This is a genomic window from Pseudomonas sp. FW305-3-2-15-E-TSA4 (assembly GCF_058787295.1).
Genome location: NZ_JBYSZP010000015.1, coordinates 33,195 through 59,222, shown reverse-complemented (window position 1 = coordinate 59,222; position 26,028 = coordinate 33,195). Strand labels below are relative to the sequence as shown.

Annotated in this window: 23 protein-coding genes and 1 tRNA gene; 12 read left to right on the top strand and 12 right to left on the bottom strand. The window is 61.1% G+C overall.

The window, feature by feature from the left end; genetic code table 11:
- Positions 1 to 38 precede the first annotated feature (38 nt).
- Positions 39 to 1,073 carry an alpha/beta fold hydrolase gene (locus tag AC3WMV_RS20510; protein ID WP_103367572.1) on the top strand — a complete coding sequence of 345 codons (1,035 nt, stop codon included), beginning with the start codon at positions 39 to 41 and terminating at the stop codon, positions 1,071 to 1,073.
- Between the two features lie 25 nt (positions 1,074 to 1,098).
- Here the strand turns inward: AC3WMV_RS20510 and AC3WMV_RS20505 are convergent, their stop codons facing one another.
- The 3 genes from AC3WMV_RS20505 to AC3WMV_RS20495 form a co-directional block, all read right to left on the bottom strand.
- On the bottom strand, positions 1,099 to 2,121 hold the full coding sequence (locus AC3WMV_RS20505; RefSeq protein WP_103367573.1) for a GlxA family transcriptional regulator: 1,023 nt from the start codon (positions 2,119 to 2,121) through the stop codon (positions 1,099 to 1,101).
- Positions 2,122 to 2,214: 93 nt separating this feature from the next.
- Positions 2,215 to 3,375 carry a radical SAM protein gene (locus AC3WMV_RS20500; protein ID WP_027613826.1) on the bottom strand — a complete coding sequence of 387 codons (1,161 nt, stop codon included), beginning with the start codon at positions 3,373 to 3,375 and terminating at the stop codon, positions 2,215 to 2,217.
- A 74-nt stretch (positions 3,376 to 3,449) separates the two neighbouring features.
- A complete protein-coding gene (locus tag AC3WMV_RS20495; protein ID WP_103367574.1) occupies positions 3,450 to 4,394 on the bottom strand; it encodes a LysR family transcriptional regulator in 945 nt (314 codons plus the stop codon).
- Positions 4,395 to 4,516: 122 nt separating this feature from the next.
- On the opposite strand from AC3WMV_RS20495, the gene AC3WMV_RS20490 reads away from it, so the two are divergent.
- The 5 genes from AC3WMV_RS20490 to phnE all read left to right on the top strand — a co-directional run bounded on the left by AC3WMV_RS20490 (position 4,517) and on the right by phnE (position 8,315).
- Positions 4,517 to 4,915, top strand: a complete 399-nt coding sequence (locus AC3WMV_RS20490) for a RidA family protein (RefSeq protein WP_103367575.1) — start codon at positions 4,517 to 4,519, stop codon at positions 4,913 to 4,915.
- A gap of 157 nt (positions 4,916 to 5,072) precedes the next feature.
- A complete protein-coding gene (locus AC3WMV_RS20485; protein ID WP_027613823.1) occupies positions 5,073 to 5,936 on the top strand; it encodes a putative selenate ABC transporter substrate-binding protein in 864 nt (287 codons plus the stop codon).
- On the top strand, positions 5,933 to 6,730 hold the full coding sequence (locus AC3WMV_RS20480; RefSeq protein ID WP_103367576.1) for a phosphonate ABC transporter ATP-binding protein: 798 nt from the start codon (positions 5,933 to 5,935) through the stop codon (positions 6,728 to 6,730). Before AC3WMV_RS20485 ends, AC3WMV_RS20480 begins: the two co-directional genes overlap by 4 nt.
- Entirely contained in the window at positions 6,724 to 7,551 is an 828-nt protein-coding gene (locus tag AC3WMV_RS20475) for a PhnE/PtxC family ABC transporter permease (RefSeq protein ID WP_103370548.1), read from the top strand. The genes AC3WMV_RS20480 and AC3WMV_RS20475 overlap by 7 nt, the downstream gene beginning before the upstream one ends.
- Positions 7,548 to 8,315 (top strand): phosphonate ABC transporter, permease protein PhnE, encoded by a 768-nt coding sequence (gene phnE / locus AC3WMV_RS20470; RefSeq protein WP_103367578.1) that lies wholly within the window; start codon positions 7,548 to 7,550, stop codon positions 8,313 to 8,315. Before AC3WMV_RS20475 ends, phnE begins: the two co-directional genes overlap by 4 nt.
- A gap of 10 nt (positions 8,316 to 8,325) precedes the next feature.
- Here phnE and AC3WMV_RS20465 read toward each other — a convergent pair whose 3' ends face one another.
- A complete protein-coding gene (locus AC3WMV_RS20465) occupies positions 8,326 to 9,099 on the bottom strand; it encodes an AraC family transcriptional regulator (protein ID WP_103367579.1) in 774 nt (257 codons plus the stop codon).
- A gap of 200 nt (positions 9,100 to 9,299) precedes the next feature.
- Between AC3WMV_RS20465 and AC3WMV_RS20460 the strand changes: the two genes are divergently transcribed.
- The 6 genes from AC3WMV_RS20460 to AC3WMV_RS20435 all read left to right on the top strand — a co-directional run bounded on the left by AC3WMV_RS20460 (position 9,300) and on the right by AC3WMV_RS20435 (position 16,807).
- Positions 9,300 to 10,928, top strand: coding sequence for an APC family permease (locus tag AC3WMV_RS20460; protein WP_103367580.1), 1,629 nt, complete (start codon positions 9,300 to 9,302; stop codon positions 10,926 to 10,928).
- Between the two features lie 21 nt (positions 10,929 to 10,949).
- Positions 10,950 to 11,876 (top strand): 4-hydroxyproline epimerase, encoded by a 927-nt coding sequence (locus AC3WMV_RS20455; protein WP_103367581.1) that lies wholly within the window; start codon positions 10,950 to 10,952, stop codon positions 11,874 to 11,876.
- 49 nt (positions 11,877 to 11,925) lie between these two features.
- Positions 11,926 to 12,873, top strand: coding sequence for a dihydrodipicolinate synthase family protein (locus AC3WMV_RS20450; RefSeq protein ID WP_103367582.1), 948 nt, complete (start codon positions 11,926 to 11,928; stop codon positions 12,871 to 12,873).
- A 57-nt stretch (positions 12,874 to 12,930) separates the two neighbouring features.
- Positions 12,931 to 14,508, top strand: a complete 1,578-nt coding sequence (locus tag AC3WMV_RS20445; RefSeq protein ID WP_103367583.1) for an aldehyde dehydrogenase (NADP(+)) — start codon at positions 12,931 to 12,933, stop codon at positions 14,506 to 14,508.
- 2 nt (positions 14,509 to 14,510) lie between these two features.
- Positions 14,511 to 15,776: an NAD(P)/FAD-dependent oxidoreductase gene (locus tag AC3WMV_RS20440; protein ID WP_103367584.1), complete on the top strand. Its 1,266-nt coding sequence runs from the start codon at positions 14,511 to 14,513 to the stop codon at positions 15,774 to 15,776.
- 68 nt (positions 15,777 to 15,844) lie between these two features.
- Positions 15,845 to 16,807: a Dyp-type peroxidase gene (locus AC3WMV_RS20435; protein ID WP_103367585.1), complete on the top strand. Its 963-nt coding sequence runs from the start codon at positions 15,845 to 15,847 to the stop codon at positions 16,805 to 16,807.
- A 27-nt stretch (positions 16,808 to 16,834) separates the two neighbouring features.
- On the opposite strand, the gene AC3WMV_RS20430 is transcribed toward AC3WMV_RS20435, so the two are convergent.
- The 8 genes from AC3WMV_RS20430 to AC3WMV_RS20395 form a co-directional block, all read right to left on the bottom strand.
- Positions 16,835 to 18,823 (bottom strand): peptidase U32 family protein, encoded by a 1,989-nt coding sequence (locus AC3WMV_RS20430; protein WP_103367586.1) that lies wholly within the window; start codon positions 18,821 to 18,823, stop codon positions 16,835 to 16,837.
- Between the two features lie 217 nt (positions 18,824 to 19,040).
- Positions 19,041 to 19,421, bottom strand: a complete 381-nt coding sequence (locus AC3WMV_RS20425) for a RidA family protein (RefSeq protein WP_003224376.1) — start codon at positions 19,419 to 19,421, stop codon at positions 19,041 to 19,043.
- Positions 19,422 to 19,593: 172 nt separating this feature from the next.
- Positions 19,594 to 19,668 (bottom strand) — tRNA-Gln (locus AC3WMV_RS20420).
- A 137-nt stretch (positions 19,669 to 19,805) separates the two neighbouring features.
- Positions 19,806 to 20,189 carry a DUF1801 domain-containing protein gene (locus AC3WMV_RS20415; RefSeq protein WP_103367588.1) on the bottom strand — a complete coding sequence of 128 codons (384 nt, stop codon included), beginning with the start codon at positions 20,187 to 20,189 and terminating at the stop codon, positions 19,806 to 19,808.
- A 24-nt stretch (positions 20,190 to 20,213) separates the two neighbouring features.
- Positions 20,214 to 20,609: a hypothetical protein gene (locus tag AC3WMV_RS20410; protein ID WP_097090104.1), complete on the bottom strand. Its 396-nt coding sequence runs from the start codon at positions 20,607 to 20,609 to the stop codon at positions 20,214 to 20,216.
- A 48-nt stretch (positions 20,610 to 20,657) separates the two neighbouring features.
- Positions 20,658 to 20,897 (bottom strand): hypothetical protein, encoded by a 240-nt coding sequence (locus AC3WMV_RS20405; protein WP_256214455.1) that lies wholly within the window; start codon positions 20,895 to 20,897, stop codon positions 20,658 to 20,660.
- Complete coding sequence (locus AC3WMV_RS20400) at positions 20,897 to 25,600, bottom strand: RHS repeat-associated core domain-containing protein (protein WP_103367589.1); 4,704 nt, start codon at positions 25,598 to 25,600, stop codon at positions 20,897 to 20,899. The genes AC3WMV_RS20405 and AC3WMV_RS20400 overlap by 1 nt, the downstream gene beginning before the upstream one ends.
- A gap of 124 nt (positions 25,601 to 25,724) precedes the next feature.
- On the bottom strand, positions 25,725 to 25,988 hold the full coding sequence (locus AC3WMV_RS20395; protein ID WP_097089969.1) for a PAAR domain-containing protein: 264 nt from the start codon (positions 25,986 to 25,988) through the stop codon (positions 25,725 to 25,727).
- Positions 25,989 to 26,028: the final 40 nt, after the last annotated feature.

Sequence of the window (26,028 nt, the reverse complement as noted above, 5' to 3'; positions counted from 1 at the left end):
CACCTGCCCCTCGACAGGATTGCCAAGGAGTCTTCAGCATGAAAAACGCAGCATTCAGCCGCACGAACATCCTCGCCGTGGCGCTGTTCGGCGCGCTGGCGGCGACGCAAATGCCAACGGCCGCCGCCGCGCAGCCGGCAACCGGCGACCACAACGTCAGCTATTCCGCGCCCTCGCCGTTCGGCCCGCTCAAGCATGTGAAGGCCGGGCTGCTGGATGTGGCCTACGCCGAAACCGGCCCGGCGCAGGGGCCGGTGGTGATTCTGCTGCACGGCTGGCCGTACGACATTCATAGTTATGACGAGGTCGCGCCGTTGCTCGCCGCCAAGGGGTATCGGGTGCTGATGCCGTATGCGCGGGGTTATGGCGACACGCATTTCCTCTCCGATCAGACACTGCGCAACAGCCAGCCTGCAGCGCTGGCCAGCGACGTGATCGACTTCATGGATGCCCTGAACATCAAGCAAGCGGTGCTCGGTGGCTACGACTGGGGCGCGCGCTCGGCAGATATCGTCTCGGCGCTGTGGCCGGAGCGAGTCAAGGCATTGGTGTCAGTCAGCGGCTACCTGATCGGCAATCAGGCTGCCGGGCAAAATCCGTTGCCGCCCAAGGCCGAATTGCAGTGGTGGTATCAGTTCTACTTCGCCACCGACCGTGGCCGGGACGGTTACCGTAAAAACACCCACGACTTCGCCAAGCTGATCTGGCAGCTCGCCTCACCGAAATGGGCCTTCGATGACGCCACGTTCGACCGCAGCGCCAAAGCGCTGGAAAACCCCGATCACGTCGAAATCACCGTGTTCAACTACCGCTGGCGTCTGGGCCTGGTGCAGGGCGAACCGCAATACGCGGCGCTGGAGCAGAAACTCGCCAGCGCCCCATCCATCAGCGTGCCGACCATCACCCTCGAGGGCGATGCCAACGGCGCGCCGCACCCGGCGCCTGAGGATTACGCCAAGCGTTTCACCGGCAAGTACCAGTTCCGCCTGATCAACGGCGGCATCGGCCACAACCTGCCGCAGGAAGATCCGCAGGCGTTTGCTCAGGCGGTGATAGACGCCGATCACCTCTGAGGTCGAAGGCAGAAAACGCCTCGGTCTATTTGACCAGGCGTTTTTCCCTGGACGGGCGATAACCGAAAAATGCGCTGTAGCACTTGCTGAAATGGCTCGGCGAAACGAAACCGCAGGCCACCAGCACTTCCATCTGCGACAGCTCGGTGTGCTGCAACAGGCGCCGGGCTTCGGTAATGCGCAGTTCCAGATAATAGCGCTGCGGCGTGGTGCCCAGTTGCTCCTTGAACAAACGCTCCAGTTGTCGCCGCGAGCGACCGGCGTACACCGCCAGTTGCTCCAGCTCCAGCGGCTCTTCGAGGTTGGCGTCCATCAGCTTGACCACCTCGCGCAACGGTGCACTGACGCAGAGGTTTTCATCCGGTTTGATCCGCCGATACCGCGATTCCTCGAACGCCAGAATGTCCTCGATGCCTTCGACCAGCGCCTTGCCGTGCAGACTCTTGATCCAGTCCAGCGCCATATGGAAAGCCCCGGACGGGCTCGACGCGGTGAGCCGGTCGCGATCGATCACATAAGGTTCACTGCTGACCTGGGTGGCCTTGGCAATTTCCGTGAGTGCCGGACGGTGTTCCGGGTGGATCGCGCAACGATAACCATCGAGCAGCCCGGCGCGGCCGAGAAACCACGCACCGTTCCACAAACCGGCCAGACTGACCCCGCGCTCCGCCGCCGCGCGCAGCAGGCTGATCAACTCTTCACTGGCCTTCAGCTCGGTGCGGTAGCCGCCACACACCACCAGCAAGTCCAGATCCGCAAGGCTGGCGGCGTCAATCCGCGCATCCGGGCGAATCACCAGCCCCAGATCGCTGATCACTTCACCCTCGCCCAGTCCGAACGTGCGCGAGCTGAACAGTCCGGCGCGCAACAGGTTGGCGGTGATGATCGTGTCCAGCGCCTGGGTGAAGGCCGGCAGCGAAAAGTGTTCCAGCAACAGGAAACCGGTGCGGGTGATGCGGGTCTCGGCGGCTTGCTCATTCAGATAGCGGAGGTTTTTGCCCTTCATGCCTCCGCTGAATTGACGTCGTTCGATCAAGGTCTGGCCCATCGGTCATGTTGTTATGCGCCGATAGTTGGCTTGATGGGCCAAAGAGTCAATCACGCTTGTGGCAACTGAATTGGCGGGACCTGATCCGCACGGTCAGACGACCGTGAGATAACCCGCACCGAGCCGGCCTTCCAGACGACCGAACAGCACGTAATGCTGATAACCGCTGGTGAACGCGCCCGTGGAAATCGCGTTTTTGACGTCCTGGTTCATATGCAGGTATTGCGCTTCGTCGAAGTTCTCCGCACTGACTTCGCCGGTTCGCCCAAGCTTTTCGCTTTCGACCGGCAGCCCCATGATCGTGCGCCGCTGGAAGTCGATAATGCGGTTGACGGCGTGACTTTCCAGCGGCCCCCGATTGGATTGGGTCGAGTAGATGTGCAAGCCGTTTTTTGCGCAGCGATTGCACATGTCGACGCAATTTTTCTGGGTGGACTTCAGGCCGGTCAATTGCGCCAGAGGCATGTCCAGATACTTGCCGACCTGGTATTCGGTCTGATTGAAAACGGAACAGCACAAAACGGTATTGCCGTTGCAGTCGAGCACCAGCCAGTCATCCTTGAGCGAGCACGCTTGCTTGGGATATTGACGGACCAGATTGACCAGATCGTCGAAGGGCGGCAGCGCCAGCCTTTTCAGGGTTTCATGATCGGTATCCGTCACCGAAGGGTCGCGCTCGATCAGCGCCAGCGTTTTCTCCAGCGGCATCATCACTGAATACCCGGTGGAGAACTCGAAACCCAGACTCTGGCTGAATTCGCGCATCAGCCCTTCTTCTTCCATGTTGTCCAGATAACGGTGGTAGTAAACCTCGATGCGCGTACTCAAGCCATGTTGCTGCTTGAGTTCATGCAGTTTGATCATGTTGGCCTTGACCACTTCAATGTCGCCGCCCACGTGCCCCTGCTGGTAAGTCTCCTGGTAAAACCCGGACAACGAAATACGGAAGAACCACGGGTTGGCCAGCATGGCGGTTTCCATGTTCTTGGCCAGGTTCAAGTTGGAACTGATACCGCTCTGCAAACCGGCGGCATTGATGATCTCGACAAACTCACCGATTCGCGGGTGGATCAACGGCTCGGTCCAGTTGTACAGAAAGATCGTCTCGACTCCTTCGTTGCGGGCCTTCTCGACGATCTTGCGGAACATGTCGACTTGCATGGCTTTCTTGAAGTTGACGTTTTCCGAGTTGCCCATCGGGCACGAAGGGCAGCTTAAATTGCACGCACCGACAATATCGATATACATATTCATGACGGGTGACGCTCCTTGAGTGAATAGCGGTGCATCCAGAGCAAGCGACTGTCATGGTTGGCGTTATTCGTTAGTTATTTGACAGTCCCGGAGCGCGGCTCAGCAAGTTCCGGGCCATTGCCATGGTGCGCCATCAATTCCACGATCCAATTGATAAATACCCTTAGCTTTTGGCTGATATGCCGGTTCGGCGGGTACGCCACGTAGAGCGGCATCGGCTCGAGTTGCCAGTCCTCGAACAGCGGCACCAACTCACCCCGAGTCTGATGCGCGTGCGACATGTACCTGGGTAACCACAGCACGCCCATGCCGGCCAGACCTGCCGCAAGGTATGCGTTGCCGTCATCGACGGCGAGCACGTGGCGGCCCTTGATCTGCAGGTGTTCGCTGCCATTGCGCAAGGCGTAAGGCACGGGTTTGCCGGTGCGCGCCCAGAGAAAACCGACCACCCGATGATGCGAGTCCTCCAGCTCGCGTGGATGCTGCGGCGTGCCAGCGCGGGCCAGATAATCCGGCGCGGCGAAAACCCCGAGCTGAAGATCGGCCACCCGCCGCGCCATCAGTGACTGATCAAGCAATTCGCCGCCGCGCACCACGCAATCGACGTTCTCATCGATGATATCGACGATGCGGTCGCTGACACCCATATCGATCTGAATGTCCGGATAACGCGCATGAAACTCAGGCAATGCCGGCACCAGAATCAGCCTCGCCAGCGGGCTCGGCACATCTACGCGCAAGCGTCCTCTGGGCAATGCCGAGGCGCCGGACAGACTGGTTTCGGCGTCGTCCATATCGGCCAACAGCTTGATCACTCGCTCGTAATAGATTGCACCATCGGCAGTGACGTTGACCTTGCGCGTGGTGCGATTGAGCAACCTGACCCGCAGCCGTGCCTCCAGTTGCTGCACGAGTTGGGTCACGGTGGTCTTGCTCATGTGCAAGGTCTCGGCGGCCTTGGTAAAACTGCCCGCCTCGACCACCCGGGCGAACGCCTGCATTGCATCGAAACGGTCCACTTTGCACCCTCGGATTGTTTGGAATCTGCAAACAGTGAACGCCAAGCTTGCGCGTTTATCGCCACTGCGCAAGCCCCTACAGTCACTCCATCAACAACCACCAAACAATGATGGAGACACCCATGACCCAGCGCGACGTCGTTTTCCCGCCAGCCCGCCATGCGCTTTACGAGCGCCATCGTTATTCGCCAGCGATTCGTTCCAACGGTTTTCTGTTCGTCTCGGGGCAAGTCGGCAGCCGTGAAGATGGTTCGCCCGAGCCGGATCTGCAGAACCAGGTGCGCCTGGCGTTCAATAACCTCAATGCGATCCTCGATGCCGCCGGTTGCAGCTTCGCCGACGCGGTGGACGTCACGGTGTTCATGATCGATCCACAATCGACCTTCGAAACCATCTGGGAAGTGGTACCGGAGTTCTGGGGCAGCGCACCGTATCCGACGATCACTGCGGTGGGCGTGACCTGGCTGGCCGGGTTTCAGTTCGAGATCAAGGTGATCGCCAGACTCCCGGAAACCCCATGATCGTAATCCGGGGTAAAACATCGTCGGACACCGCTGCTGGCCTTTGACAGCGCGGCTGCGTATAACCTCGCCGTTTCGTCTAACCTGATTGAGCGCCCGCGCGCGACACCGCGCCCGGCGGCGCTTAGAATGCGACGCTCATGAAACGGAGATTTCCATGCTCAAACGAACCCTGGCACTGACTGCTGGTCTGGCCCTGTCTTTTTCTGCTCTGGTGGCGCATGCCGCCGATGTGTTGCGGGTCAGCGCGATTCCCGATGAAGCCCCGACCGAATTGCTGCGCAAGTTCGAGCCGCTCGGTGCGTACCTGGAGCAGCAGTTGGGCATGAAAGTGCAGTTCGTTCCCGTGGCCGACTATCCGGCCGTGGTCGAAGCGCTGGCGACCGACCGCCTCGACATGGCCTGGCTGGGCGGTTTCACTTTTGTTCAGGCACGCCTGAAGACCGACGCCACCACCCCGGTGGTCCCGCTGGTGCAGCGCGAGCAGGATGCGCAGTTCACCAGCAAATTCATTACCGCCGACCCGAACGTCAAGAGCCTGGCCGACCTCAAGGGCAAAACCTTTGCCTTCGGCTCGGTGTCGTCCACCTCCGGCAGCCTGATGCCGCGTTACTTCATGCTGAAGAACGACAACATCAAGCCTGAAGCCTATTTCAGCCGCGTTGCCTATTCCGGCGCGCACGATGCCACCGTGGCTTGGGTTCAGGCCGGCAAGGTCGATGCCGGAGTGCTGAACGCCAGCGTCTGGCAGAAACTGGTGGACGCGGGCAAGGTCGACACCAGCAAGGTCCACGTGTTCGCCACCACCCCGGCCTACTTCGATTACAACTGGACCGTGCGCGGCACCCTAGACCCGGCGCTGGCGGCGAAGATCAAGAAAGCCTTCCTCGACCTCGACCCGGCCAACCCCGAGCAGAAGAAGATTCTTGATCTGCAGGCTGCCAGCCGCTTCATCGACACCAAGCCCGAAAACTACAAGGGTATCGAGGAAGCTGCTCGCGCTGCCGATCTGTTGAAATGACCCTGAGCCTCAAACAAGGCACTCTGCACCACGCCAACGGGGTCGATGCGCTGCGCGGCATCGACCTGCAGATTGGCGCCGGCGAGCAGGTGGCGATCATCGGTCCTTCCGGGGCTGGCAAGTCGAGTCTGTTGAACCTGCTGGCCACCGCGTTGCGCCCCAGCAGCGGTGAAATCGAGGTGCTGGGCGAACGTCCCTGGCATCTCTCGGCCCGTCAACGGCAACGCCTGCGTGCGCGCATCGGCCTGGTGCATCAAGCCCCACCGCTGCCGCCGCGCCAGCGCGTGGTAACGGCGGTGCTGGCCGGCAAACTCGGCCAGTGGAGTTTAGGCAAGAGCCTGCTCAATCTGCTGCACCCGACGGATATTCCCGGCGCCCGTGCGGCCCTGGCACGACTGGATCTGGGCGACAAACTCTTCGCTTACTGCCAGCAATTGTCCGGCGGCCAATTGCAGCGCGTAGGCATTGCCCGGGTGCTGTATCAGGCACCGGAGATTCTGCTGGCGGACGAACCGGTGTCGGCGATGGACCCGGTGCTGGCCGGGCACACCCTGTCGATCCTCTCGCAGCACGCGCGGACGCATAACGTCACGCTGGTAGCGAGCCTGCATGCAGTGGAACTGGCGCTGGCGCACTTTCCGCGCATCATCGGTTTGCGCGACGGCCAGATCCTGTTTGACAGCCCGGCCGAACAGGTCAGCCGCGAGATGCTCGACACGCTGTACGCCAACGAGCAATTGCAAAGCCCGACGACGCCCAATGCGCCGCTGATTGTGCAGATCCCGCGATGCTGAGGGCCGATTCACGCGACCCGGCCGCCGCGCCGCGATTACTGCTGACCCTGCTGGCACTTGCCTTGCTGTGGCCGGGCATCCAGCTCAGCGAACTGGACCTTGGCGTGCTGCTGCACAGCGACAGCCAGACCGAAATGGGCCGCTTCATCTCCGGATTCTGGCCACCGGCGCATGACCACGATTTTCTCCAGTTGCTGCTCAAGGCGACCCTGCAAACCCTGGCCATCGCCACCGCCGGCATGGCCCTCGCACTGCTGCTGGCGGTACCGGCGAGCCTGATTGCCAGTCGCGCACTGTCGTTGTCCGCCGCGTCCCGCGGCGGCATTCCCAGTCGGGTCGGAAGCTTGCTGCGCTGGCCGGTGCGCGGGCTGCTGATCTTCTTGCGCAGCGTGCCCGAGATTGTCTGGGCGCTGCTGTTTGTGCGTGCCGTGGGCCTCGGCCCGGCGGCCGGTGTGCTGGCAATCGCCATCACCTACAGCGGCATGCTCGGCAAGGTCTACGCGGAGATTTTCGAATCCACCGACCAACGCCCGGCGCACGCCTTGATGCAGGCCGGCAGCGGGCGGCTCGCGGCGTTCGCCTACGGGATTCTGCCGAATGTCGCGGCCGAGCTGCTGTCGTACACGGTGTATCGCTGGGAGTGCGCGATTCGTGCGTCGGTGGTGATGGGATTTGTCGGCGCCGGAGGCCTCGGCCAACAGATCGACCTGTCATTGCGCATGTTCGCCAGCGGTGAAGTGGCGAGCATGTTGCTGACCTTTTTGATTCTGGTGCTCGGCGCCGACCAACTCAGCCGCCTGCTGCGCTGGAGGCTGACATGAATCGCCTGATCAATCTGTTGCTGATCGTCGCGATTGGCGTCGCGGTCATCGCCTCGTTCGGTTACCTCGAACTCGATCTCGGTGAACTCGGCAGCGCCACCAGCCTCAAGCAGATGGGTGCCTACGCGCAGCGCTTTCTCAGCCCGGACCTGAGCGCCACGCATTTGCAGGCGATCCTCAAGGGCGCGCTGGAAACCCTCGCCATGTCGGCCCTTGGCACCCTGCTCGCGGCGGTGTTCGGCATCCTCCTCGCGCTGCCCGCCGCCGGACGTTTCGGCTGGCCGCTGCAAAGCGCTTCGCGCCTGTTGCTCAACGGTCTGCGGGCGATTCCGGAACTGGTGTGGGCGGCACTGATGGTGCTCGCCGCCGGCCTCGGCCCGAACGCCGGCACCCTGGCGCTGGCCCTGCACACCGCCGGCGTGCTCGGCCGGTTGTTCGCCGAAGCGCTGGAAAACACCCCGCCGAAACCGGCCGAAGCGATCCGTTTGCAGGGCGGCAACCCGGTGCTCGCCTTCTGCTATGGCACCCTGCCCAACCTTGCCCCGCAATTGCTCGCGTATTGCCTGTATCGCTGGGAAAACAACATTCGCATGGCCAGCGTGCTGGGCTTTGTCGGTGCCGGCGGTTTGGGGCAGATGCTGTATGTCAGCCTCAGCCTGTTTCAGGAAGCGCAGGCGAGCACGGTGATTCTGGCGATGCTGATTCTGGTGCTGGGCGTGGATTCGCTGAGTGCCTGGAGCCGGCAGCGCTGGGTCAAGGCCTGACGCGCAAGCCTCAGGGCGTTGTCGCCAAGCGATACTGGCGCGGGGTAAATCCGGTGGAAGCCTTGAACTGCCGGGTGAACGCGCTGTGGTCGGTATAGCCGCACTGCAGCGCCACTTCGGTGATCGGCAACTCGCCGTGCAACAGCCGATGCGCGTGCTCAAGACGGACTTTCTGGATCATCTGCCGCGGCGTCAGGTGGAACACGCGCTTGCAGTAGCGCTCCAGTTGCGCCACTGAAATTCCGGCGATGCGCGTCAGTTCGCTCAGGCTGACGCGCTGATTGAAGTTTGCCCGGATGTACTCGTCCACCGCCGCCAGCCGCTGATACGCCGGATGGGTTTCGCTGGCGGTCTGCAAGTCGACGGAAATTCCCGCCAGGCCAATGATCCGATTATCCCGGTTGTACAGCGGACGCTTGTGCGTCAGGCACCAGCCCGGTTCACGGCTGCCGTACAGATGCAGCTCCAGTTGATCTTCCAGCACAAACCCTTCTTCAAGCACCCGCCGATCCTGCTCGGTATAGCCCGGGCCCAATTGCGCCGGAAACACCTCGGCGCTGGTCTTGCCCAGTAACGGTCGCAGGTCTTTCAAACCGCAGCGCTGCACCAGCGTCTGGTTGGCCATGACATAGCGCGCCTGCAGATCCTTGATGAAGATCGCCGCGTTGGGAATCACGTCGAGCATCGGCAACAGCAGCGCCATACCGGCGAGCAGATCGTCGAGGCATTGCGGTCGGCTCGCTTCGTTGTGCTGGCTCAGGATCGCAAACGCGTTCTGCGGCATACCTCTCACTCCCCACTCGGTTTTATCACTTGCACGCAGATTGCCCCATGGCTGACAGCCTGTCGAGCCGGGCCTTTGCCCTTGGCCACTGTGCTGATTTCGTCATCGTCACCGGCAAAAAACATCAATCGCCCATCGCCTGATCAGTTCACTGTAGCGCCACTGCACGCCCCTCCAACAACCAACAAGAAGGCGACGCTATGACAGGCCAAGGCAAGTTCAAGAAACAACTTTCACTGATAGACCTTACGTTCATCGGACTGGGGGCGATCTTCGGTTCGGGCTGGTTGTTCGCCGCCAGTCACGTGTCGGCCATCGCCGGCCCGGCAGGGATCTTTTCCTGGCTGCTCGGTGGTTTCGCCGTGTTGCTGCTGGGCATTGTCTACTGCGAATTGGGCGCCGCGCTGCCCCGTGCCGGTGGCGTGGTGCGTTACCCGGTTTACTCCCACGGCCCGCTGCTCGGTTACCTGATGGGCTTCATCACGCTGATCGCGTTTTCCAGCCTGGTGGCGATCGAAGTAGTCGCCTCGCGGCAATATGCGGCGGCGTGGTTTCCCGAGTTGACCAAGGTCGGCTCCAGCGACCCGACCGTGCTTGGCTGGTTCGTGCAGTTCGGGTTGTTGTGCCTGTTTTTCCTGCTCAATTACCGCAGCGTGAAGACCTTCGCCATGGCCAACAATCTGGTCAGCGTATTCAAGTTCATCGTGCCGCTGCTGGTGATTGGCGTGCTGTTCACCTTCTTCAAACCGGCCAATTTCGAAGTGCACGGCTTTGCGCCGTTCGGTCTGTCCGGCATTGAAATGGCGGTCTCGGCGGGTGGGGTGATCTTTGCTTATCTGGGCCTGACGCCGATCATTTCCGTGGCCAGTGAAGTGAAGAACCCGCAACGCACGATCCCGATTGCGCTGATCCTGTCGGTGCTGCTGTCCACCGCGATCTACGTGTTGCTGCAAACCGCTTTCCTCGGCGGCATCCCGACCGAAATGCTCGCCAATGGCTGGGCCGGCGTCGCCAAGGAACTGGCCCTGCCGTATCGCGACATCGCCTTGGCGCTGGGCGTCGGCTGGCTGGCGTATCTGGTGGTGGCCGATGCGGTGATCTCGCCCAGCGGCTGCGGCAACATCTACATGAACGCCACGCCACGGGTGATCTACGGCTGGGCGCAGACCGGGACGTTCTTCAAGATTTTCACCCGCATCGACGAAAAATCCGGCATCCCGCGCCCGGCGCTGTGGCTGACCTTTGGCCTGTCGGTGTTCTGGACCCTGCCGTTCCCGTCGTGGGAAGCGCTGATCAACGTGGTCTCCGCCGCGCTGGTATTGAGCTACGCCGTGGCCCCGGTGACGGTGGCCGCACTGCGCCGTAACGCGCCGGACATGCCGCGTCCGTTCCGGGTCAAGGGCATGAGCGTGCTTGGGCCGCTGTCGTTCATCATCGCCGCGCTGATTGTCTACTGGTCGGGCTGGGGCACCGTGTCGTGGTTGCTCGGCCTGCAAATCCTGATGTTTGTCATCTACCTGCTGTGCGGGCGCATGGTGCCGACCGCGCACCTGAATCTGGGCCAGCAAGTGCGCTCTTCGGCGTGGCTGATCGGCTTCTACGCGGTGACCATCGTCCTCTCCAAGCTCGGCAGTTTCGGCGGCATCGGCGTGCTCAGCCATCCGTTCGACACGGTGATCGTCGCGGTCTGCGCGCTGGCCATCTACTACTGGGGCGCGGCCACCGGCGTACCGGCACGCCTGATTCGTCTGGAAACCGAGGACGACGAAAGCGAAGCCGCTGAATCCTCCACCCATTCGGCAACGGGCCAGCGCCCTGCTCACGCCTGACCTTCACTCAAGGGACGAACCATGAAACGACTGCACATCATCGATTCCCACACTGGCGGTGAACCCACGCGCCTGGTGATGAAAGGCTTCCCCGAGCTGCCCGGCAACAGCATGGCCGAGAAGCGCGATGCCTTGCGCGAGGGCCACGATCAATGGCGCCGCGCCTGCCTGCTGGAGCCCCGTGGCAACGACGTGCTGGTCGGTGCGCTGTACTGCGCGCCGGTGTCGCCGGATGCCACCTGCGGGGTGATTTTCTTCAACAACGCCGGCTATCTCGGCATGTGCGGCCACGGCACCATCGGCCTGGTCAACTCGCTGCATTACCTGGGGCAGATCGAACCGGGCGTGCACAAGATCGACACCCCGGTCGGCCCGGTCAGCGCCACCCTGCACGAGGACGGCGCGGTGACCGTGGGCAACGTCCCGGCCTGGCGCTACCGCGAACAGGTGCCGGTGGACGTGCCCGGCTACGGTCTGGTGTTCGGCGACGTCGCCTGGGGCGGCAACTGGTTTTTCCTGGTTTCCGAACACGGCCAGGACCTGCAGATGAGCAACGTCGAAGCCCTCACCGATTACACCTGGGCGATGCTCAAGGCCCTTGAGGCCCAAGGCGTTCACGGCGAGGACGGCGCACTGATCGATCACGTCGAACTGTTTGCCGACGACGCCCACGCCGACAGCCGCAACTTCGTCATGTGCCCGGGCAAAGCCTACGACCGCTCGCCCTGCGGCACCGGCACCAGCGCCAAACTCGCCTGCCTGGCCGCTGACGGCAAACTCGCCGAAGGCCAGGTCTGGACGCAAGCGAGCATCACCGGCAGCCAGTTCGAAGGCCGCTTCGAATGGCATGGCGAACGCGTGCGCCCTTTCATTACCGGCCGCGCCTACATGACCGCCGACGCCACCCTGCTGATCGACGAGCAGGACCCTTTCGCGTGGGGCATCTGACCTGCCCCGTTTTTTTCGACTTGAATGAATGTCCCGAGGAGCTACAACAATGAGCGATAACATCTTCACTGGCTGCATTCCCGCACTGATGACCCCGTGCACCGCCGCGCGTAAACCCGACTTCGACGCACTGGTGGCCAAGGGTCGCGAGCTGATCGATATCGGCATGAGCGCGGTGGTTTACTGCGGCTCGATGGGCGACTGGCCGCTGCTGACCGAGGCCGAGCGTCAGGAAGGCGTGGCGCGTCTGGTGGCCGCCGGGGTACCGACCATCGTCGGCACTGGCGCGGTCAACAGCCGTGAAGCGGTGTCCCACACTGCACATGCGGCGAAAGTCGGCGCCCATGGCCTGATGGTGATTCCGCGCGTCTTGTCCCGTGGTGCTTCGGCCACCGCGCAAAAAGCCCACTTCGCCGCGATCCTCAACGCCGCGCCGAACCTGCCGGCGGTGATCTACAACAGTCCCTACTACGGCTTCGCCACCCGCGCCGACCTGTTCTTCGAACTGCGCCGTGAACACCCGAACCTGATCGGCTTCAAGGAGTTCGGCGGTGGCGCCGACTTGCGCTACGCCGCCGAAAACATCACCTCGCAGGACGATGCCGTGACCCTGATGGTCGGTGTCGATACCCAAGTGGTGCACGGTTTCGTCAACTGCAACGCCACCGGCGCGATCACCGGTATCGGCAACGCCCTGCCCCGCGAAGTGCTGCAACTGGTGGCGCTGAGCAAGCAAGCGGCCAAGGGCGACGCCAAGGCCCGGCGTCTGGCGCGCGAACTGGAAGCGGCGCTGGCGGTGCTGTCGTCGTTCGATGAAGGCTGCGATCTGGTGCTGTATTACAAGCATCTGATGGTGCTCAACGGCGACCGCGAATACGCCCTGCACTTCAACGAAACCGACGCCCTCAGCGATGCCCAGCGTCGTTACGCCGAGACCCAGTACGCGCTGTTCCGTCAGTGGTACAAAAACTGGTCCGCCGAACAGAACCTCGCCTGACCGCAGCCCCTGCCCCGGTGTGATACCGGGGCTTCACCTGTTTTTCAAGGAAGCGTCATGACTCTGACAGGCCACATGTTGATCGGCGGCCAAGCCATTGCCGGCAGCCGTGAAGCGATCCATGCGATCAATCCCGCCACCGACGCGGTGCTGCAACCGGCCTATGCCGGTGGCACTGCAGAACATGTCGAACAGGCCTGCGCACTGGCGTGGCAAGCCTTTGATCGTTATCGCGAGACCTCCCTCAAAGCTCGCGCCGAATTTCTCGAAACCATCGCCAATGAGATCGAAGCCCTTGGCGATGCGCTGATCGACCGTGCCGTGGCCGAAACCGGCCTGCCACGCGCCCGTATCCAGGGCGAACGCGGACGCACCTGCGGGCAACTGCGCACCTTTGCCCGCACAGTGCGTGCTGGCGAGTGGCTGGACGTTCGCGTCGATCAATCACAACCACAGCGCCAGCCGCTGCCACGTTCTGATTTGCGCCAGCGGCAGATCGCGCTGGGGCCAGTGGCCGTGTTCGGCGCCAGCAACTTTCCGCTGGCGTTCTCCGTGGCGGGCGGCGACACCGCTTCGGCGCTGGCCGCCGGTTGCCCGGTGATCGTCAAGGCGCACAGCGCGCATCCCGGCACCAGTGAACTGGTCGGCCAGGCGCTGGCTCGCGCGGTGAAAAAGTGTGCATTGCCTGAGGGCGTGTTTTCGCTGCTGTTCGGTTCCGGCAATGAGGTCGGCATTGCGTTGGTCAGCGATTGGCGCATCAAGGCGGTGGGCTTCACCGGCTCGCGCAGTGGCGGCCTCGCCCTGAGCCGAGCGGCGCAAGCGCGGCCGCAACCGATTCCGGTGTATGCGGAAATGAGTTCGATCAATCCGGTGCTGCTGTTTCCCGCAGCGCTTGCCGCACGGGGCGAAGCGTTGGCGCAGGGCTTTGTCGCCTCGCTGACTCAGGGCGCCGGGCAGTTCTGCACCAATCCCGGGCTGGTCATTGCTCGCCAAGGGCCGGCACTGGACAGTTTCATCGCCGCTGCCGCCGAAGGGGTCCAGCGCAGCCCGGCGCAGACCATGCTTACGCCGGGGATTTTCCGCGCCTATTCAAGCGCGGTCGCCGCGTTGGCCGAACATCCTCAGGCGCAACGCGTGGCGAGCGGTCTCGCGACTGAAGGGCCGAACCAGTGTCAGGCGCAGTTGTTCGTCACTCAGGCGCAGGACTTCCTCGCTGATGTGCGTCTGCAAGGTGAAATATTCGGCTCGGCGTCGCTGATCGTGCGATGTGCCAACGACGATGAAATCCGTCAGGTCTGCGAACACCTCGAAGGCCAGTTGACCGCCACCCTGCACCTGGATGACGCCGATCTGGATCACGCCCGGGCCTTGTTGCCGACACTGGAACGCAAGGCTGGACGTCTGCTGGTCAACGGCTGGCCGACCGGGGTCGAAGTGTGCGATGCGATCGTGCATGGCGGGCCGTTCCCGGCAACGTCGGATTCGCGCAGCACCTCGGTCGGCACGGCGGCGATCCTGCGTTTCCTGCGGCCGGTGTGTTATCAGGATTTTCCCGACAGCCTGCTGCCGCCGCCGCTGAAACAGGCGAATCCGCTGCACTTGCGACGCTTGCTCGACGGTCAGAGGGAAGCCTGAACATGCCCGACAACCTTACAACGGACAACGCCGACATCGCGGTGATCGGCGCCGGCATCATCGGCGTCGCCTGCGCCCTGCAACTGGCGCGTCAGGGTAAACGGGTGGTGGTCATCGACAAGCAGCCGCCCGGTCATGGCGCCTCGTTCGGCAACGCCGGGCATCTGGCCACCGAGCAGGTGTTTCCGATTGCCGATGCGTCGATCCTCAAGCGCCTGCCGGCAATGCTGATGGACCCGATGGGGCCGCTGCGCCTGGACTGGAAGTACCTGCCGTGCGCCGTGCCGTGGTTCAGCCGCCTGCTGCTGAACCTGCGCCCAGCTCCGTTTCAGCGCACCGTGGCCGGTTTGCGCGCGCTCAACGAAAGCAGCCTCAACGCCTGGAAGCGCCTGCTGCACAGCATCGCCCGCCCCGACCTGCTCAAGGAGGACGGCTCGCTGCTAGTGTTCGAGCGCGCCGAATCGCGACCCGCCGTCGAAGCCTTGCAGGCGCGCATGCGCCAGCAACAGGTGCCGGTGGACTTCTGGTCGGCCAGCGCCGTGCGAGAAAGCGCGCCACAGCTCAGCGAACAGATTCAGGGCGGATTGTTCTACCCGCGCACCGGGCATTTTCTCGACCCGTATCAGGTGGTGTGCGAATTGGCGAGCGCGGCCAAAACGGCCGGCGTGCAGTTTTTCCAGCAGGAAGTTCAGGGCGGCCAGTTGCAGGCGCATGGCGTGTCGCTGATCACCGATCAGGGGCGTTTCACCGCGCGGCAGGTGCTGATCGCCTGTGGCGCGCATTCGGCGAAGCTCACCACTGCGCTGACCGGTAAACGCGTGCCGCTGGACACCGAGCGCGGCTATCACCTGATGCTGCCCCACGAGCCCGAGCGACTGCCGTTCGCCGTTACCTCGCTGGAGCGCAAGTTCATCATGACGCCAATGACCGGCGGCCTGCGCCTGGCCGGTACGGTGGAGTTCGCCGGCCTGCAGCGCCCGCCGTTCATGGAGCGCGCCTGGCAATTGCATCGCTTGAGCAAAGGTTTGTTCCGCCGTGATTTGAACGCTGAAGACGCAATACCGTGGATGGGCTTTCGTCCGTCGCTGCCGGACTCGCTGCCGATCATCGACAAGGTCTGCGACGGCAAGGTACTGCTCGCGTTCGGGCATCAGCATCTGGGGCTGACGCAGGCGGCGGTGACTGCGCAGATGATTGCGCAACTGGCGTCACCCTCGGCCAATTCCGGCTTGCCGACGATGGATGCCTATCGACTGGGGCGTTTCTGAGATACCGATGAAACGTTTTTGGTTTCATACTGAGCGCCGACCTTGGCCCCGCGCATATGGAACCGACTATGACCTCATCAATGGTTACCCCCGAGCCACAAGCGATCTGCAACCCGATCACCAGCAGCGCGATCTTCATCGTCGCCACGCTGCTGCCCGGCAGCGACGCCGCCAGTCAGGTGCGCGGCTGGTGCGGCGACATCGCCGCCCTCACCCGTTCGGTCGGCAAACGTGTGCCCAACGGCAACTTGTCATGTGTCTGCGGTTTCAGCGCCAGCGCCTGGGACGCCCTGTTCGGCAGTCCACGCCCGGCCTCGCTGCATCCGTTCCGCGAGTTCGGCGTCGAGGGCCGTCGCGCCGTTGCGACGCCGGGCGACATCCTGCTGCACATCCGTGCCGACCAGATGGATCTGTGTTTCGAACTGGCAACCCAGTTGTGCAGCGCGCTCAATGGCGCGATCACCGTGGTGGATGAGGTGCAGGGGTTCCGCTACTTCGACATGCGCAGCATCATCGGTTTCGTTGATGGCACCGAGAACCCGGTGGGCCGCAAGGCAGACCACTTCACCCTGATCGGCAACGAAGACCCGGCGTTCGAATCCGGCAGTTATGTGCTGGTGCAGAAGTACCTGCACAAGATGGAGGCGTGGAATGCGCTGAGCGTCGAGGCTCAGGAGAAAGTGATCGGCCGCACCAAGCTGGCCGACATCGAACTCGGTGAGGAGGTCAAGCCGAGCAATTCCCACAGCGCCCTGACCACCATCACCAAGGACGGCCAGGAGCAGAAAATCCTGCGCGACAATATGCCGTTCGGCCGCCCGGGGGCTGGCGAATTCGGCACCTACTTCATCGGTTACGCGCGCTCGCCGGAACCGATCGAGCAGATGCTGGAGAACATGTTTGTCGGCAAACCCGTCGGCAACTACGACCGTTTGCTGGACTTCAGCACGGCAGTCACCGGGGGGCTGTTCTTTGTGCCGTCAGCCGACCTGCTCGAAGAGCTGGCGGAGCGAGAGCCCGCGCAGGCGTGACACCGTAGCGCCACGCCCGCCCGTCACTCAGTGTGGCGCGCGCGGGATGGTTTTCAGCAGGTCTTCCGGGCTGATGTGGCCGACCACGCTGCCCGGTTGCGGCATGTTGAGGATGTGGCCTTTCATCTTGCCGATGATGTGCATCTCGCACGGCTTGCAGTCGAACTTCAGGGTCAGCACTTCGTCGCCGTGAATCAGCTGCATCGGCGCGACCTTGGTGCGCACACCGGTCACGCCCTTGGCCTGTTTCGGGCACAGGTTGAACGAGAAACGCAGGCAGTGCTTGGTGATCATCACCGGCACTTCACCGGCCTCTTCGTGCGCCTCGTAGGCCGCATCAATCAGCTTCACGCCATGACGGTGGTAGAAGTCGCGTGCCTTCTGGTTGTAGACGTTGGCCAGGAACGACAGGTGCGACTCCGGGTACACCGGCGGCGGCGTGGTTTCGGCCTTGCGGCTGCCACGCGGGTGCGCCGCAACGCGGGCGGCGGTCAGCGCTTCGATGACTTCACGGCGCAAGGCTTTGAGCTGCGAGTTCGGGATGAAGAACGCCTGCGGTGCCTCCAGTTTCACGTCGATGGCGTGATATTGGGTAGTGCCGAGCTGGCCGAGCAGATCCTGCAATTGCTCCAGCGCCTGCTCCGGCTTGTTGGCCACCCCGAACGGGCCGTTCAGGGTCACGCTGGCGCTGATCCCCTCTTCACTGGTGGCAGTCAGTTCCAGCTGCTCTTCACGCAGACGCGCCACCCAGCTCAGGGCCACGCGGCGTTCGGCGGAGGTCTTCAGCAGTGCCTGTTGCCAGTTGTGGTCGAGGTTGCGGTTCAGCGGATGGTTCGGGCGCAGCTTGTACAGGCCTTCGGGCATTTCGTTCGGCTCGACGCGGTAGCGGTAGCGCTTCTCGCCGTCTTCTTCGAACTCGCCCTTCGGCTCGGCGATGTTGGCGCGGAAACCCACCACTTCCCGCTTGACCAGCACGTTGAGGCCATCGCCGTTGGACAGCGGTTCCTGCGTCACCACCTGCATGTCACGCTTGCCGACTTTCTCGACGGTGCCCACTGGCAGGCCGGTGAAGGTCGGCGAGTCGAACGCGCCGATGTCGATCTTGCGATCGGTGACGAAGTAGTCGGTGCTGCCACGGTGGAAGGTCTTTTCCGGGTCCGGCAGGAAGAAGTGCGCGGTACGGCCGCTGGAGGCGCGGGCCAGGTCCGGGCGGTCTTCGAGTACGTCGTCGAGGCGCTGGCGGTAATAGGCGGTGATGTTCTTCACATAGCCCATGTCCTTGTAGCGACCTTCGATCTTGAACGAACGCACACCGGCTTCGACCAGCGCGCGGATGTTGGCGCTCTGGTTGTTGTCCTTCATCGACAGCAGGTGTTTTTCGTAGGCGATCACCCCACCCTTTTCGTCTTTGAGGGTGTACGGCAAACGGCAGGCCTGCGAGCAGTCGCCACGGTTGGCGCTGCGCCCGGTCTGCGCGTGGGAGATGTTGCACTGCCCGGAGAACGCCACGCACAGTGCGCCGTGAATGAAGAACTCGATGGCGGCATCGGTTTCGTCGGCGATGGCGCGGATTTCTTTCAGGTTCAGCTCACGGGCCAGTACCAGTTGCGAGAAACCGGCCTGATCGAGGAACTTCGCCCGCTCCAGCGTGCGGATGTCGGTCTGGGTACTGGCATGCAGCTCGATCGGCGGAATGTCCAGTTCCATCACGCCCAGGTCCTGGACGATCAGCGCGTCGACGCCGGCGTCGTACAACTGGTGGATCAGCTTGCGCGCCGGCTCCAGTTCGTTGTCGTGCAGGATGGTGTTGATGGTGGTGAAAATGCGCGCGTGATAACGGCGGGCAAATTCCACCAGCTCGGCGATTTCGCTCACCTCGTTGCAGGCGTTGTGGCGCGCGCCGAAGCTCGGGCCACCGATGTACACGGCATCGGCGCCGTGCAGGATCGCCTCGCGGGCAATCGCCACGTCACGGGCGGGGCTGAGCAATTCCAGATGATGCTTGGGCAAGGACATAGTTTTTTTAGTCAGGCTGTCACGGTTAAGGCGCGCATTGTAGCCGCGAAACGCCCGAGCGGCACGCCTGTGCTGCCAAGTGGCAGATGACCTCGCTCCAATCCGACACGAGAGTCTCCTGTAGGAGTGAGCCTGCTCGCGATGATGGTGGCACAGTCAACGTTGATGGTGGCTGATTTACCGCTATCGCGAGCAGGCTCACTCCTACAGGGGGCGGTCAGGCCTTGGCGGCCATTGCGGTGACTTCCACGCGCATGCCTTCCACCGCCAACGACGCCACGCCCACAGCGGCGCGCACCGGCCATGGCTTGGCGAAGAAGCGCTTGTAGACTTCGTTGAACGCCGCACGGTCGGCCATGTCGGTGAGGTAGATGGTCAGGTGCATCACGCGATCCATCGAACTGCCGGCCCGCTCCAGCGCCACTTTCAGCGCCTGCAGGGTGCATTCGCTTTGCAGGGTGATATCGCCCAGCTCCAGGCTGCCGTCGGCGCGGGTCGGGATCTGGGTCGAAACCAGAATGCCGTTGAAACCGACGACGTCGGAGGAAATCGAATCTGCATCCGGATCAGGGGTGAAGCTGAGGTCTTGATTAGCCATGAAAGTCTCTTGTCTGGAGAGATTGAGGGTCGCCGGCCAATAACCCGCCGGGACTTTCGCGCGGGCAGTTTACATCAGTCCCCCGCTCCGGCTCAGGCAACTGTCAGCCCCAGCCACAAATCGCGCGCATAAAAAAACGCCAGCCCTTTCGGACTGGCGTTTTTTCTGAATATGGCAGGGGCGGCTGGATTCGAACCAACGCATGGCAGGATCAAAACCTGCTGCCTTACCGCTTGGCGACGCCCCTGTATCTCAAGCTCTGTAACAAGCTCTGCGAGAATGGGCCGCAATTTACCAACCTTTTTTTGATCTGGGAAGCCCTGAGTGCAAAAAAAATTGTTTTAAAACAGCCAGTTATTTCTGAGCCAAGGCAAACGCCACGATTCACTTCGATAGATTCAGCGCAATCGCCTCGCAAATCAGCGCTTTCAAGGCCTGCTCATCGACCGTGTCGCCCTCATGAAAATCAATCGCCCGGCGGGTGTTGCCCTCAAGGCTGGCGTTGAACAACCCCGCAGGATCAGCCAGCGCCGCGCCCTTGGCGAAGGTCATCTTCACCGCCGTCTTGTAGGTCTCCCCGGTGCAAATGATCCCGCCCCGCGACCACACCGGAACGCCGCGCCACTTCCACTCCTCCACCACCTTGGGATCGGCCTGATGAATAACCTTGCGAATCTCGCCGAGGATGGCACCACGCCAATCGGCCAGTTCAGCGATTCGAGCGTCGATGAGTGCCGAAGCGTCGGTGGGTGGTATTTCGGATTTCATGGCAAGTGTTCTCTTCGATGTAGTTTACAAGCCGACTTGCTTGAGCCCCTCACGCATCCCTTGATCCGCTTGCTCGCACCATTGCTTGAGGCTCAGATCCGGCGGCAGGTTGCCTTGCAGACTCTTGTATTGACCGTCGGCCAACACTTCGCCTTTGCGACCGAGACTTTCGTTCTTGTCGCCATCAGCCTTGTCGAACGCGCCCGGCATATTCGCAACGAACGCCACCATCTTGTTGGCGTTTTCCGTGCTGTCCGCTTTCAGGTAGCCCTTGTCGACGCAATGCTTGATCAGGCCCGACATGTTGCGACCGCTGTCATACATGCTTTTCAGGGTAGCGGGATCTGGCGCTTCTGCGCGGGCCAGGGCGCAGAGGCCGAAAGTGGCGGTCAGTGCAAGGATCACAGCAGTGTTTTTCATGCTCATTCCCCAGATTTCCAGTGAACTTCTCAATTCCAAAACCGCCGTTTACCAGACTTCCAGAGCTGGCGCACAAAACCCGGTAACGATATCCATCACCTCCAGAATCCGATCCTCCAACGCTTCATCGGCATCACCGCGCATTGACCCCAACAGTTCATTAACCGATATAGCCGAAAAACCCTTATCTCGATACTTCAGCAGGATTTCCCGTATCGAAAGAAGATCATCCCCCCTCCTCAATGCGCCGGACAGTTCATCGTCCAACGGTTTATCAAGCGTTTTCATCATTGTTTCTCCCAATGCTCAGCCGTCGACCCTAGTGCCTTCTGGTAATCAGAAAGTGGCATGGCCTTACTAGGCTGAATGGTTCCGTGAGTTTTTTTGTCTTGCACGTAACGAAGACTTTCCGGAAGTGAAGCGGTATTCAATTTGCAGGCGCTGTCTTTGCCGGTTCCGCCGGGTAACGTGGAGGGGCGCCGATGATCCGGCAGGTTTTGCGGAGTATCCGGCGCTACGGACATCCCACCGGTATTGGGATGAACGTTCCCATCTTTATCAACTGGAATATCCACAGGACGTACCCCTAGGCCACGCGCGGTCGAGTCAGCAATGGGCTTTCCTCTTTCGTCGGTTTTCATGGCCCGATAGACATCGACCCCCGTCAGGCCCATCGGATCCACCCACCCTGTAGGGTTCGGACCATAGGTGTAGAAATTCAGACCGCCCGCATAACCGATCGGATCCTGGCTGACGAATCGACCCACCGCCGGGTCATAGTAACGATGCCGGTTGTAATGCAGCCCGGTCTCATGATCATGGTACTGCCCCGGAAATCTTATAGGATTTCTCACATCACTTTGTCGGGCCGATTGCGATTGCTGCTCCGATATCGCCCCCCATGCATTGTACTGAGCCGTCCAGACCAACTGCCCCTCAGAGTCGGTCAGTTCCTGAGGCGTACCCAGGTGATCGCACTGATACCAGAGCAAAACGTCAATTGGCTGAACCGTGACCTTGCGATTCCACAACGGATCGTCATCCAGGCTGTACTCTCCCTGATACTCAGACTGATTCGTCAGTGTAATCGGGGCATGTCGTATGGCCTGTGCTACAGGAACGAAACTACCGGGCTCGAAAATGTAGTGCACCGTGCGTCCGGCACCGCCATCCAGTTGCGCGGCACTGCTTTCCCAGGCAAGTCGGTTACCGTCCCAGCCGTAGAGCGTGAAGCCACAGCCGTACTCTCGCTGTATGCGTGCATGCTCGTTCCGGTTCCAGTGCGACCCCGCCTCGGGACGCCCCTTGGAATGGGCGACAGAGTTTTTGTGAAGACGACGTCCAAGAGCGTCATAGGCGAATTCAACCGACAAGCGTTGATCTTCAAATCGCACCAAACGGTCAAACAGATCCCATTGCAGGAAGCTCCGCTGATTGTTTTGCAGACGCTCGACCAGGTTGCCGCGCTCATCGTATGTGAACTGATTACCTTCGTACTCGTGTAGCAGGTTGTCTACCTGCCTCTCCTGGCGCGGAGACCGGTCCAGTGGTCGTCGAATTTCACTCGCCTTTTCATCAAGCAGATTACTGGCCGGGTCAAAGGTGAATGTTTCAACCACCTGTCGTGTCGCTGCTTCCAACAGTCGACCGAGAGGATCGTAACGGTATGAAATCGCGCCTCTTCGGGTATCGTTGATCGCAGTCAGTTGACCAGCGGCATCGTATTGATATGTCCGTTTGACAAGCGTCGCACCGTCCTCACTGCGTCCCAGCACCTGCTCCTGCAAACGACCGGCAGAATCCCACTTTTGCGTCTGCTGCAGGTGGTTGCCCTGATGCCGGACAATCTCACGATGAAGGTCGTCGCGCTCCAGGCCAATCAGCTCGTGCTCGTCCAGGCGTAGCCCCAACAAATGACCACTGCCATAGGTGAGCCAGCTGACACGGTGCCCGTCCGGACGAACTGTCGCGACCCGATTGTTGAGCACATCGTACTCGTGCTGCCACACACCAACTACCGGGGGCTGGTCCAGCCCAAGGTAATGCTGATGCTCGCGCAGCACATTGCCGGCCAGGTCGTGAAACCACTGTAAACGACTGTCTGCGTTGGCGGCTTCGATCAGGTTACCGTTACCGTCATAAATGAAGCGCTCGCTTTGCGATTTCTCACCTTGACTGGCGCGCCGCTCAATCAGGCGTCCCATGGCATCAAAGCTCACGCAAATCACACGCTCGCCGTTGACGATATGACTCAAATGGCCCGTATCAGAATCATACCGATAGCGGGTGATACGACCATCAAAGCTCTTTTCCTCCAGCAGGCGACCTATCGGGTCGTAGAGGAAATGCGCCCGGCTCTCGTTTTCGTTGTCCAGCGCCTGCAAGCGCCCGAGACGATCCCAGCGGTAGACCAATGTATGCTCATCAGCATCGATGCGCTCGGCTACAAGACCGGCAGCTGTATATTTCCAGGTAGTGCAGCGGCCAAGACGATCCGTGTGCGCGAGCAACCGGGCTTCAGCGTCTCGTTCAAAATACTCCTCGGTCTTGTCCGGGTGCCTGATCCAGGCCAGCTGGCCCAGTCGATACCCGTACTCGGTACTCTGGCCGGCCGCGTCGGTAAAACAGATCATCTGTCCGAGTTCGTTGTACTCCCAGGCCCTGGTCTTTCCTGAGCAGTCGACATACTCGATCAGTTGACCGGCATCGTTGTAGTCGAGCTTCTTCTCATTGCCGGCGGCGTCTTCGATCGCTGTCGGCAACCCTGCCACGCTGTAGGCAAACTCCGTTACGTTACCAAGGGGGTCGACTGCTTCCACAAGGTTGCCATGATCGTCATAAGCACGCTGCCACTGCCCCCCTTCTGCATCGCTGGTCTTGATCAGTTGATCCAGATCGTCGTAGGCAAAATGCAGCACGCTGTCGTCGGCACGCAAATGTTCGACGACGTTGCCACGCGCGTCGTAGATGAAGCGATCAGTTGTGCCGTCAGCATGTACGTGTCGAATCAGGTTTTTCGCTTCGTCACGGAACAACCATTCGGAACGTTCATCCGGATGGCGAATGCGGTACGTATAACCAAGAATGTCGTAGTAGTGCCAGGTTTCGTTACCGTACGCATCGGTGACATAGGTCAGGCGAATATTCTCGTCCCACTCAAGGCGCGTGTCGAAACTGCCGTCGTCCGCCCACTCGCGAACGGCCCGCGCATCAGCGCCTGTGCCCTGCCATTCCAGATTCATGCCCCGTCCGGTCCGATCGGTGTAACGACGGATCAGATGATGCTGGTACTCATAGCTCCACGCCGCCCCGTTCTCGTCCTGAGCCTGAATCAAATCACCGACACTGTCGTAGTGATAGGCACACAGTTGACGCTGAGGAACACCGTCGCTGATCAGCCAAAGCCCCTTTACGCGACCGTGCTCATCAAGCAGGGTGCCGAGGTGATATCTGACGTCGGCCATATCACCCTGATAGGTAATCAGGTCGGACAGCACCGGCATTCCTTCGTGGCGATGCTCGTAGTGCAGCATGATTCCCGCACCGTTGCGCAAAACCACGCCGACCAGCACGAAACGTTGTCCACGACGCAGATAGGTTTCCTTGCGTTCAAACCCTCTGCACAACAGAAGCTGGTCATCGGTCACCCGTACCAGCGTCATGTTTTCAATGGCATCGTAGTGAGTCTGCCCTGTCTCGGGCAGCACATAGTCGTGGCTGCGACCATCAGCGTCATGGAACACCAGACTCCCGCCAACACAGTCAAAACGGGTAGTCAACGACGTAATCCAGCGGGCGCCCATCTCGCTGGCGTCATACGCATCCAGACGCGAACAGTAGGTGCGTGTCCACTCGAGAGGGAATGCACCAGGCAGGTTGAAATCCGTATGGCTCAGCGATTCAGAGCCCAGGGCAAAACTGATGCTATGCACCGTGCCCGGCATGACGCCGTTTTTACATGTTTTGCAGTTATGCGTCGCTGGCGCTTGTTGGCTGCTGGCTTCAAGCCGCCCCTCTCCAGCCCTGTGCTGAGTCTTTGAAGTAGTATCCGGCTTGACGCTGGCCCCTTGACCATGTGCTCGACGCTTGCGCCAGCTCATGACAGAACCTGCCAGCATCTGCAGCAGCCAACCGATTGAATGCTGAACAGCCGGATCACCCAGCTTGTTCATTTGAGTGCGCAACTCCACACCCATAGTACGAAGCATGCCGGTATTGCTCAGCACCAAAGCCTTGGCACTGTCCGGCAACAGGTTCTTTGCCGCGCTGTTGGCAACACCTTTACCGGCAGCCTTGTAGGCGCTGAAGGCTGCGCCGAAAATATTACTGATGGCTGCCTTGGGGTCATGCAACAACTGACCTCCGGCCGCACTCATCTTGGCACTCGCCGACTTCATGTCGCCTTTTGCATCAAGCTTGCCGTTGACGACCGTTTCCAGGCCCTTGGCGATTTCGTTGACCGCGTTCTGGCCAAGCTTGCCGCCGTTGTCGAGTATTTCAGCCAGCTTCGGCTTGGCCTGCTCTACAAAGTCATCGATCGTACCGACAATGGTGGCATTCAAATGTCCGATCAGGACTTCGATCAGCGAATCGCCCAGCAGCATCTTGGCGCTGTTACGAAGTTCTTGACGCACCAGCGACAAGGTCGGACGCAAGGTCATACGCGCCGAGGCCATTGTGGGTGGCGCCGGTAAAACACCGATCAGATTGATACCCAGGCTGACCCAGTCCAGAATCTGGCGTTGCTTGCTTTTGGCAAGGACAACAATGTCTCCGAGCGCATCCACCAAGGCCATGATGTTGCCCACCACCGGCAACGCTCCGGCAACGTTCTTGACGCGCTCAAGAGTGACTACTCCACCACTGATCGATTGCAGCCAGGCATCGAATCTGGCTGCACCGCGTCCGACATCCTTGATGTCAATGGTGTTGAGCGGAACGATCGCCACTTGAGGTTCACGTACTTTCGCGACAGGCGTTTCAGTCGTCATGACTGCATCTCATCCGTAAGATAGTTCGAGACTTTAAAGAAATGATTGATGGCCTGGGCCTGCCAACACTCATGCAACAAACATCAGGTGATGCCCGGTATATGCCGATGCGGTACATGTTGATTCAACTGATCACAGCCCCTTTCGGGCCGCTTGCAATCAGCGCAGCGCCGCAAGCGGTTTTCATACCGTCCAGAGCGATGGGCGTGCCATCAACGGTGTAGGTGCTGCTGCCCTCTGCAATCGGGAAAACCCCTTTGCACAGTGGACAGCTGACCTTGTGACCGACTCCGGCAACAGGCTTGCCGTTGAGATCGGTTTGGGAGAAGGCTTCGAGCACCTTGCCACCGTGGGTGGTGGCGTCGCCCAAGCGAATGGCGTCTTTCATGTTGTCACTCCTTTGACTTGATCCTGGTCTCGTGAACCTG